This window comes from Bacillus sp. AFS001701 (genome assembly GCF_002559405.1).
Taxonomy (GTDB): Bacteria; Bacillota; Bacilli; order Bacillales; family Bacillaceae_G; genus Gottfriedia.
Genome location: NZ_NTZO01000149.1, coordinates 1 through 9,892, shown reverse-complemented (window position 1 = coordinate 9,892; position 9,892 = coordinate 1). Strand labels below are relative to the sequence as shown.

General features: G+C 31.4%; 12 protein-coding genes. 9 read left to right on the top strand and 3 right to left on the bottom strand.

What is annotated here, in order from left to right; translation table 11 throughout:
• The first annotated feature begins 240 nt into the window (after positions 1-240).
• The 3 genes from CN514_RS11850 to CN514_RS11840 all read left to right on the top strand — a co-directional run bounded on the left by CN514_RS11850 (position 241) and on the right by CN514_RS11840 (position 1,913).
• Complete coding sequence (locus CN514_RS11850; protein ID WP_286141647.1) at positions 241-489, top strand: VOC family protein; 249 nt, start codon at positions 241-243, stop codon at positions 487-489.
• A gap of 29 nt (positions 490-518) precedes the next feature.
• Entirely contained in the window at positions 519-1,040 is a 522-nt protein-coding gene (locus tag CN514_RS11845) for a hypothetical protein (RefSeq protein WP_098232757.1), read from the top strand.
• Positions 1,041-1,148: 108 nt separating this feature from the next.
• On the top strand, positions 1,149-1,913 hold the full coding sequence (locus CN514_RS11840) for a 2-phosphosulfolactate phosphatase (RefSeq protein WP_098232756.1): 765 nt from the start codon (positions 1,149-1,151) through the stop codon (positions 1,911-1,913).
• A gap of 19 nt (positions 1,914-1,932) precedes the next feature.
• Here CN514_RS11840 and CN514_RS11835 read toward each other — a convergent pair whose 3' ends face one another.
• The gene (locus CN514_RS11835; RefSeq protein WP_098232755.1) at positions 1,933-3,192 is read right to left on the bottom strand and encodes a TolB family protein; all 1,260 of its coding nucleotides are present in this window, start codon (positions 3,190-3,192) and stop codon (positions 1,933-1,935) included.
• A gap of 139 nt (positions 3,193-3,331) precedes the next feature.
• Here CN514_RS11835 and CN514_RS11830 point away from each other — a divergent pair, with 139 nt between their 5' ends.
• Positions 3,332-3,748, top strand: a complete 417-nt coding sequence (locus tag CN514_RS11830) for an NUDIX hydrolase (RefSeq protein ID WP_098232754.1) — start codon at positions 3,332-3,334, stop codon at positions 3,746-3,748.
• A gap of 45 nt (positions 3,749-3,793) precedes the next feature.
• On the opposite strand, the gene hpt is transcribed toward CN514_RS11830, so the two are convergent.
• The gene (hpt, locus tag CN514_RS11825) at positions 3,794-4,321 is read right to left on the bottom strand and encodes a hypoxanthine phosphoribosyltransferase (RefSeq protein WP_069033270.1); all 528 of its coding nucleotides are present in this window, start codon (positions 4,319-4,321) and stop codon (positions 3,794-3,796) included.
• A 173-nt stretch (positions 4,322-4,494) separates the two neighbouring features.
• Here hpt and CN514_RS11820 point away from each other — a divergent pair, with 173 nt between their 5' ends.
• Positions 4,495-6,033, top strand: a complete 1,539-nt coding sequence (locus CN514_RS11820; RefSeq protein ID WP_098232753.1) for an FAD-dependent oxidoreductase — start codon at positions 4,495-4,497, stop codon at positions 6,031-6,033.
• A gap of 181 nt (positions 6,034-6,214) precedes the next feature.
• Here CN514_RS11820 and CN514_RS11815 read toward each other — a convergent pair whose 3' ends face one another.
• Positions 6,215-6,757 carry a GNAT family N-acetyltransferase gene (locus CN514_RS11815; RefSeq protein WP_098232752.1) on the bottom strand — a complete coding sequence of 181 codons (543 nt, stop codon included), beginning with the start codon at positions 6,755-6,757 and terminating at the stop codon, positions 6,215-6,217.
• Positions 6,758-6,920: 163 nt separating this feature from the next.
• Here CN514_RS11815 and CN514_RS11810 point away from each other — a divergent pair, with 163 nt between their 5' ends.
• The 4 genes from CN514_RS11810 (at position 6,921) to CN514_RS11795 (ending at position 9,652) form a co-directional block, all read left to right on the top strand.
• Positions 6,921-7,373, top strand: a complete 453-nt coding sequence (locus CN514_RS11810) for a VOC family protein (protein WP_098232751.1) — start codon at positions 6,921-6,923, stop codon at positions 7,371-7,373.
• 260 nt (positions 7,374-7,633) lie between these two features.
• Positions 7,634-7,978: an SHOCT domain-containing protein gene (locus CN514_RS11805; RefSeq protein WP_098232750.1), complete on the top strand. Its 345-nt coding sequence runs from the start codon at positions 7,634-7,636 to the stop codon at positions 7,976-7,978.
• A gap of 42 nt (positions 7,979-8,020) precedes the next feature.
• Positions 8,021-8,932, top strand: a complete 912-nt coding sequence (locus tag CN514_RS11800; protein ID WP_098232749.1) for an AEC family transporter — start codon at positions 8,021-8,023, stop codon at positions 8,930-8,932.
• Positions 8,933-9,070: 138 nt separating this feature from the next.
• Positions 9,071-9,652, top strand: a complete 582-nt coding sequence (locus CN514_RS11795; protein ID WP_098232748.1) for a Gmad2 immunoglobulin-like domain-containing protein — start codon at positions 9,071-9,073, stop codon at positions 9,650-9,652.
• The last annotated feature ends 240 nt before the right edge of the window (positions 9,653-9,892 follow it).

Below are 9,892 nucleotides of genomic sequence, written 5' to 3'. Positions count from 1 at the left end.
GTTTCAATATTTATAAATAATTGACTAATTATAGTAAAATCCCTTTATTTTAAGCATGAAATATAAAAGGAAATAGTTTACAAGTGTTGAATAAATAGTAAGTAGTAAAAAAGGAGGACTTAGCTATGTCAGAGCAGTTTAAAAGAATTGATACAGTTTTTCTGCAAGAAACTGATTTTGAGAAAGCGGTAGATTGGTATTGCTAAGGTATTGGGTTTTACGGTTAGATGGAACGATCCGATGAATGGATATGCGGCATTAAATATAGGAGAAACACCATTAACGTTAGTGAGAAAAACAAATCAAGTAGATAATCCAAATACGCATATGAGTTTTAATTTTTATACTTCAAATATCGAACAAGCTTATAATCATTTAAAAGAACATAATGTAGAATTAGAGCAATTGAATGAAGATGGAACGTTTAAATGGTTTGAATTTAAAGATTTAGAAGGAAATCGTTTAGGTGTATGCTCTTTTCCTGAATAAAATAAATGTCTAAATAGGGAAGTTATAACATGAGTAAAAAGAGAATTACATTCTTGCTAATTTTTGTAGCATTAGTGAGCATATGTACTTACATATCAATAAGTTTTAATTCAAAAGAAAAAGCAGTTAATTTCGCTATTCATAAGGATTTACCAGAATTAAAAAAAGTGGAATACAAGTTGGTTAAGATCCCGAATAGTCCATACATGCTTTGTATTACTGATATACCGCATAGTATTTATATATTTAAAACATCATCGTTTTTAAATATGAATTTTGCTTCCATTTCAGGTGCAGAGCATTTGTATGTAGGAGATGGAAAGGGGATGCATTTTTTAAATGATCAACTAATTTATGGATTTGATAAGGATCGCCCTAAAGGAAAAGCAATCTATGTAGATGGTGAAAAAATGAGAACGGTGTATCTGAACAAGTACTTTAAAACAAGTAAATATAAGATGAATTATAAAGATTTAGTGTTCTATTATCCTAATAAGCCGATGAAGACAACTAAAAATAGTTTAGGGTATACAGAAGTTACATATCGTTAGTCAATCTAAAAATCTTAAACTTGTCTACACACGGATGCAATACTTTTAAAGAGTATTGCTTTTTCTATGTATGACGATTTTAAAAGATTAATAAAGGGGATTTAGAACATGTTCGATCAATCTAATTATGAATGCCGCGTAGAGTGGGGAAAAAGGGGTGCAAGGGAAGCAGCGGAACGAGGGGATATTACGATTATTGTTGATGTTCTTAGTTTTTCATCGACTGTTGTTTCAGCTGTAGTTCAAAACGCAATTGTCTATCCATATCCACCAAATTTAGATGGGAAAGATTATGCTAAAAAGATTGGAGCAGAGTATATTTTAGGAAGAAATGAAGCGGCAGTTTTAGGGAAGGCAACTCTTTCGCCGGTATCATTTATTGAACGTCATGCCAATAATAAATTTGTTTTATGTTCACTAAATGGGGCATTTTGTTCATGGATTGCTTCAAAGGTACCAGCGTTATTGATTGGCTCTTTACTTAATGCGTCTTCGGTTGCAAGTTTGGCTAATCGCCTAAAAAAAGAAAAAAATGTCAATATAACAGTCATTCCGTGCGGTGAGGTTTGGAATGATTTACATAAAAATGAGGATGCACTGCGACCTTCTATTGAAGATTATTTAGGAGCAGGAGCTATTTTAGCAGAGTTAGAAGGAACAAAGTCACCAGAAGCGGAAGTTTGTATTGGCGCGTTTCTTTACTCGAAACATAAAATTAAAGAATTGATTTGGGAATGTGGAAGTGGAAGAGAGCTGAGAATGAAGGGCTTTGAAGATGATGTTATGCACTGTAGTCAATTAAACCATTTTAAAGTAGTACCAGTTTTACAAAATGATTCTTTTGTTAATGGTCTTGAAATGGAAAAAGGATGAAACTAAATTCATCCTTTTTTTATCGTTCAAAAATAGAATATGAACTAACATTTTTTAATAAAATTTTAGGTTTACTACCATCTAAATTGGCGATCCATACATTACCGACAATATCTAATTCGCCTTTTCTAGTCCACGTTATTTTATTGGTAGACTTAGAATAGACTGGGTTATAATCTCCTATTCCAGTTGGTGGATTCGTTATTTTTAATTGTTTATGAGTAGAAAGATTAATCACATTTAATGATGGTTTTGGTCGTTTCTTTTCATCATTTGACCACTCACTTTCTTTTACTCTTGAAACAACAATCGATGTATCATCACACCATGTAAATCCTAATTCAGCATAATGTGGTGGTGTTAAATTTGTAGATGTAAATGCCGGCATTTCAGTAATATTCATTTTTTTATTTTTGTATCCAAAAACTAATCTGCCCCCACCTGCAATGTATCCTAAAATATTTTTAGTTTGAGCCCATTTTGGATTATCTAAATGTAAAATAATTTCATCTTGAACTTCAAAAACCTTTCCATCTGAAGAAATGATACAAAGCATATCGCTATCCATAGACCAAGAAGCTGTTGGGTTAACTATAAAAGAAATCCATTTTTGATCAGGCGAAAATTGAAATGTTGATGCATTTATGGACGGAATGGAAGTATTGCCTTTTGTTAAGGTTTTAGGAACAACAAAAAATTGTTTTACAGTATTTGTTGCGCTAGTAATATTTTTTAAATCATTTGGTAAGGTGATTTTATATAAAACTGGATTTGTCCATCCGTCCGGATTTAGTGCTGCCGCTGATGAAGCTATAAAGCCTTTACCGTTTGGAATCCAATTATAATCATCCACACCTAGTGCAATATTGTAAAAATTTTTAAAATCAGAAACATTCAACACACCACTATCTAGAAAAGCAAAAATATTTTTAGTAGGGGACCATTTAGGATTCTCGCCATCGGAAATGATCCTTTGTTCTTTTTTGGTTTTCATATTATAAATCCATATTTCTGAGCGAGTGGGATATGATGCTGTAGGACCAGTTGGTATTTCTTTTTGAAACATTAAATAGTTCCCATCAAAAGACCACTCAGGCTGATTCGAATAAACCCCTTTTGCTTTTGTTATTTTTTCCTCTTTATTATTTATTTTTATCCAAACGAATCCATCGCGAACAAACGCAATTTTTAATGGGTTGGCAGTAGTTTCGGCGTAACTAAAGTTCGGAAAAATTAAACAAACAACGACCAAGAAAATGAGTAGTAATTTGCGATTCATAAATTCACCCCGTTTACTAATTTTGAGTTATTTTTCCCAAGAAATTATATAAATATCAAAAGGAACATTTTCAACAGGATAAAACATTAAATGATCGAATAGCTAGATTAAATAAAGTAACTAAAAGAGGTGGCTTTTCATGGAGAAATGGATTGGGGCAACTGGTATTTGTATCAATCGTAAAGGGCAGGTTTTAATGGTACTTCAAGGCAAGCCTGATGAACAAAAGCTTTGGGCTACTCCTTCAGGCGGTTTAGAACAAAATGAATCGATTGAAGAGTGTTGTAAAAGAGAGATATTCGAAGAAACAGGATATGAAGTTGAAGTAATTAAGCAATTGTTTATAAAAGAAGGTATTTCATATGGTTTTCAGGTAGAAGTACATTATTTCGAAGTTAGAATTATTGGTGGTAATGCTAAAATTCAAGACCCTGATCAACTAATATATGATATTGCTTGGAAATCTGCAGATGAAATTCTTGAAATAGAGCTTAGTTTTCCAGAGGATCGAAACTTATTAATCGACTTAATCAATAAAAAAGTTAACAGGAAATAAAAAAAACCGTTTGATAAAAAATCAAACGGCATGGTTTTGATTAAATTAATATTCTTCTACAGTTGCGATATATGGTAGGTTTCGATACTGCTGTGCGTAATCAATTCCATAGCCAACGATAAACTCATCAGGAATGACAAAACCTACATAATCAACTGGTAGATCGATTTTTCTTCTTTCAGGTTTATCTAATAAAGTACAAATCTTAATCGATTTTGGCTTATGCATTTGAAGATGGTCACGTAAAAAGTGTAATGTTAGACCACTATCAATGATATCTTCAATTACCACCACGTTTTTATCTGTGATATTCTCATCTAAATCTTTTAACAGTCTTACTTTTCCAGTTGATTCAGTTTGGTTACTATAGCTGGAAACAGAAATAAAATCTACATTAATATTACTTTTCATTTCACGAACTAGATCAGCTGCAAATACAAATGATCCTTTTAAAACAACTACAAGGATTAGTGGTTCGTTATTAAAGTCATGTTCAATTTGTTCGGCAAGTGCTTTTACTCTATTTTTTAAATCAGTTTCAGAAATTAAAGTGTCTTTAATTCTATAAGCCATGTAAATTACCCTCTTTACTAATTATTAACTATTTTTTTACTTTGTTAGATGAGCATTCATCATTATCTCCATTTTAACAATATTTACTAATTAGTAGTATTGAAAACTTAGTTTAATGAACATCCATTAATTTGGTAATAATAACCACATAACATAAATGGAGGTATTTAAAGATGAATGAAAAGATAGATTATAATGGCTTGCCGAAGCACTCAAAGCCAATATGGAGAAGTGGACTAAATATTCCTACTTTTGAACCGTTTAACGATGACGAAGAGTTTGATGCTGTAATCATTGGTGCCGGAATTACGGGAATTTCAACCGCATATTTTTTAACGCAAGCGGGAATGAAGGTGGCTTTAATTGAAGCGAATAAAATAATTAATGGAACAACCGGCCACACGACTGCAAAAGTAACAGCACAGCATGATTTAATATATGATGAGCTAATTCAACATTTTGGATTAGAAAAGACAAAAATCTTTTATCATTCCACTAAAAATGCAATGGATTTTATTAAAAAATATACGAATGACAACCAAATAGAATGTAATTATGAGACCCAAGATGCAACGATTTATACGACTTTAGATGATTATGTAGGAAATTTAGAAAATGAATTGAAAGCTTATGAAAAGTTAGGAATCGACTCATTTGGAGCAGTAAAAACATTATTACCTTTTGATACAAAATATTCGATTACAATGAGGGACCAAGCTCAGTTTCACCCACTAAAATACTTGATTCATTTATTAAAAGCTTCAATTGAAAATGGATTAAAGGTTTATGAAGAAACTGTAGTCATTGACGTTGAAACAGGTAACAGCCCAGTCGTAGTCACTCAAAGTGGAAGAAAAATTAAATGTAAGCATGTTGTTAGTGCATCCCATTTTCCTTTTTACGATGGAAATCAATTCTTTTTTACGAAATTACATGCTGATCGTTCATATGCCTTAGCTGCAAAAGTAAAAACAGCTTATCCAGGAGGCATGTACATTAGTGCGGAAAATCCGAAAAGGTCTCTAAGATCATTTAAATATAATAATGAAGAATTAGTACTAATTGGTGGGGAAAGTCATAAAACTGGTGTAGAAACTCGTACTATGAGTTTTTATGAAAATTTAAAACTTTTTGGTGAAGAAACCTTTGGAATTGAAGATGTATTATTCAGATGGTCTACCCAAGATTTAATCACTTTAGATAAAATGCCTTATATTGGTAGACTATCATCAAAACATCAAAACATTTATGTAGCCACTGGTTTCCGTAAATGGGGTATGACAAGTGGAACAGTCTCTGCCCAGTTAATAAGTAATTTAATTTTAGGAAAAGAAGCTGTTGATGCTGATGTATTCACTCCTTCGAGATTTCAAGCAGACCCTAGTATCAAGCATTTCTTAATGCAAAACCTAGATGTAGCTAAACATTTAATTGAAGGAAAATTAGAACCTGTTTCTAGAAAAATAGAAGAGTTATACAATGATGAGGGCTCAGTCGTAACACTAGATGGGAAAAGAGTTGGAGCTTATAAAGATGTAAATGGTAAAGTTCATTGTGTAGACACAACTTGTACTCATTTAGGTTGTGAGGTCGAGTGGAATAATGGTGAAAAATCATGGGATTGCCCTTGCCATGGCTCAAGATTTTCAATTTATGGTGACGTATTAGAAGGACCAGCCGATCAACCTTTAAAACAAGTTTTTGTTCAATAACTTAAAATAGAAAAATTTATGAGGAGAAACTATGCGGGAAAATAAAATAGCAATTATTACAGGTGCAAGTCGGTTAAATGGAATCGGAATAAAATTAAGGCTGCCTAAGCATAATTAGGCAGCCTCAGTTTGTTAGACAAAGTACTAAAAATTTGATTTTCAGACTGAGTGAAAGAGCTTGTCAACAGTCTGAAACGTACTCCATTACATAACAATCTCTATACTCGCCTTCATGTAACTCATGTTTCGGAAGTAATCGAATTTTTTTAAATCCACATTTTTCATAGCATTTAATCGCGCGTACATTCCATGTTTGTGGATCTACTACTACTTTTTTTGCGTTTTGATTATTAACTAAGTAATTCACCATCGATGAGACAAGGAAACTTCCAATTCCACGATTCCAAAAATCAATTTCACCAATAAATTGATCCATTCCGTAAATTACTTCATTTGTATTTTCATATCCATATTCAATTTTTGTTTCATTGTCTAATTTATAAAACTGTATATAGCCTATCTCAATATTTCCATAAACTACAATACACATTTGAATAGAGGGATCTTTAGTAAAAAAAATACTTTTAACCTTTTCAGCGTTGAATGGATTATCTCGACCTTCATAATATTGAAGAACTTTAGGATTCGAAAGCCATTTGGCTAGAAGGGGAACATCACTTTCTTTTAATTGACGAATAGTAAGCTTATTTGATTGGAAGATCACGTACAAACCTCCTTACATTTTGAATTAAAAGTTAAATAAATCATATCATCTTGGAGGCATTCACGATGAGTTTTAAATTCAGAATTTTTTGGAATTAAACAGCATAATGCTAAAATATAAATACTTACGATATTACTTTCATCTGATGAAAGGGGAAAAAACGATGATTAAAAGTATATATGAAACTCATTTAGAAGTGAAAAATTTAGAAGAATCCATTTTGTTTTACGAAAAACTAGGTATTAAGCTTGCTCATAAAATTGAAAGAAGAAGAGTAGCTTTCTTTTTTATTGGTGAGGACAAACAAATGCTCGGACTATGGGAAGTAGAGAAAGGAAAGGAATTTCACAAAGGTCACTTCGCTTTTGGAGTAAGTCTACATGAACTAGAGAATAGTATTGAATGGCTAAAAGAGAGAGGGATAACATCAACTGAAAACTTTTTTGGATTAAAACCAATTGAACCTGTAGTACATACTTGGATGCCAGCAGCAAGTGTTTATTTCAGAGATCCTGATGGAAATAGTTTAGAATTTATAACGCTACTTGATGGAGAATCTATAAAAACAAATGAAGTTCTCTATTTAAGTGAATGGAAAGAAAAATATTCAAAATAATTCTTTTGATTTTTGTTTGAAAAAATGGTGTGAAATCATTTAATACAAACCTTTCAGATTGAATCTATAATAGTGTAAATAAGTTAATATAAAAATTTAAAAAATCACTTAATTAGGTGGTTTTTTATTTTTGCAATAGGTATTTAAACATAATTTGTCGAATATAGTATTTCGAAAGCAAAATAATATTTTATCAAATTTAACCGTCAAAGCTTCTATTTCATTCAGATTTTAATTTTAAAATGAAAAGAGGTGGAAATTTGAGAAAGATTCGAGTTAAACCAAGTAAAGGGCAGTCATTTTTAGGTTTATTGATTGGCATTATTTTTATTGTCCTTGGTTTTACAATAGTAATACCACAAGCTGGTTTGTTCGGATTGTTATGGACCGGTATTGCTCTAATGATTACGATAATCAATGGATACAACGTTTTTAGTGATCGGGGGATATCAAATTATGAAGTAAATGTTGAAGAGTATATTACAAGAGAAAAAGAGGACTTTGAAGTGAAACTTCGTAAATTAAATAAATTAAAAAACGACGGGGTGATCACAGAAAGTGAATTTCAGAAACAAAAAGAAAAAATTTTTAACCGAGATATGTAGATAAAATAAAAAGCGGTTGATTATCTGAAAGAAGGAAAAGAAATGGTAATAAAATTACTACTAGAAGTTATGCTACCTCTATTATTTTATGTTATATTAGGCTATTTATTTAATCGTCTGTTTAAACTTCACTTACGTACTTTAACAACCCTCTTAGTTTATTTATTTCTTCCAGTAGCAGTATTTATGAAAATATATGATAGTCCTTTATCCGGTAAAGTTGCAGGTGGTGTTTTATTTTACTTGATTATTCAATTTGTCTCCATGTCTCTAATTTCAACTTTAATATGTAGATGGAGAGGAATAGAAAAATCTATGCAAGGTACATTTGCTAATAGCATCGCATTAAATAATTCAGGAAATCTTGGATTGCCAGTAAATGCGTTAGTTTTTAAAAATGATCCTTTTGCATTGAGTATTGGAGTTTTAATCGTTTTGTTTCAAAATATAATGACATTTACTGTTGGGGTATATAATGCTGAGGCTTCAGTTCAAATGAAAGAAGCAATTATGAAAATGCTAAAGCTTCCAATCATATATAGTGTAGTACTTGGCTTTATTCTTCAAATATCTCATGTGAAATTAAATCATGAAATGGTTACCATTTTAAATCCTATTACTGAATCATTCGCCCCGTTTGCGTTAATTACTCTTGGAGCTCAATTAGCTGAATCGGGGAAAGAAATTAGCTGGAACAATTTAGCGATTAGTAATTTCTTAAGATTAATTGGTGGTCCGATTATTGCATTTGCCCTTATAAAAATTTTCGGTTTTGAAGGTGTGGTTGCAAAAGCCCTTTTTATAGGTAGTGCCTTCCCAAGTTCAAGAAATAGTGCATTACTATCATTCAAAGGTCCGCATGCAAACTTTGCAGCACAAACTGTAATTACCTCAACTATATTAAGCAGTCTAACTTTACCAATAGTAATACAACTTGCTAGTACGTTCTTTTAATGTGTTTAAAAATTTATTCCTATTCTTAGAAGTCCACCTCGATTAAAATGCATTTGATCTTTTGCTTTAAAATAAATAGTTTGATTCAGAACAATATTTAATCTGTCGCAATAAATTAAATTAGGGGTGATTAATAGAATGAAAAGATTTTTATTTATTGGACTTATAATTTTAAGCATATTTTGTTTAACAAGCTGTCAGTCAAGTGACTACGGTAATGGCAAAAAAGATGACCAGTCATCACAAGTTGATAAGGGGAAAACAACTGATAAGGGCAATACAACTGATAAGGGCAATACTCCAGATACGGACAAAAATACTGATAAAGGAAATACACCAGATAAAGGAACTAATAATCCGCCAAAAAAGGATGAAACTAAGCCACCAGTTAAAGTGTTTACTCCAGTTGAAAACGATGCATTTAAAGTCACTTCAGTTGTAAATGACTCAACAGGTAAAAATGTGTTAATTGTTGAGGGGAAAGCTAGTGTTTTTGAAGCAACATTTCTTTATCGAATAGAAGATGGACATAATGTATTAGCGGAAGGTCATACAATGGCTGATATGGGTGCTCCAGAATGGGGGAACTTTAAATTAGTCATTAATTATGATCAGCCAACTAGTCCAAATGGGGTACTTACACTATATGTGGCAAGTGCAAAAGACGGCCAACCAGAAGATATACTAAATATTCCGATTCAGTTTCCTAATTATAAATAAGTTAGGAAGATTAGGAAAATTGATTTTAATAGCGGGAATCAACTTGATTCGACTTACATCATTGACAAATAATTTTTTTAGTATGAAAATGACTTTAGCAAATGCTAAAGCCATTTTTTTTGAAATCTTAAGAAATTAACTTTAAAAATTACATAAATTAAGTGGTAATAAAAAAGTTTTTACCTTATCTTTTTGAAAGCTTTAAATATATTTTTAAATAAATTTTAATCGTTTTTAAGT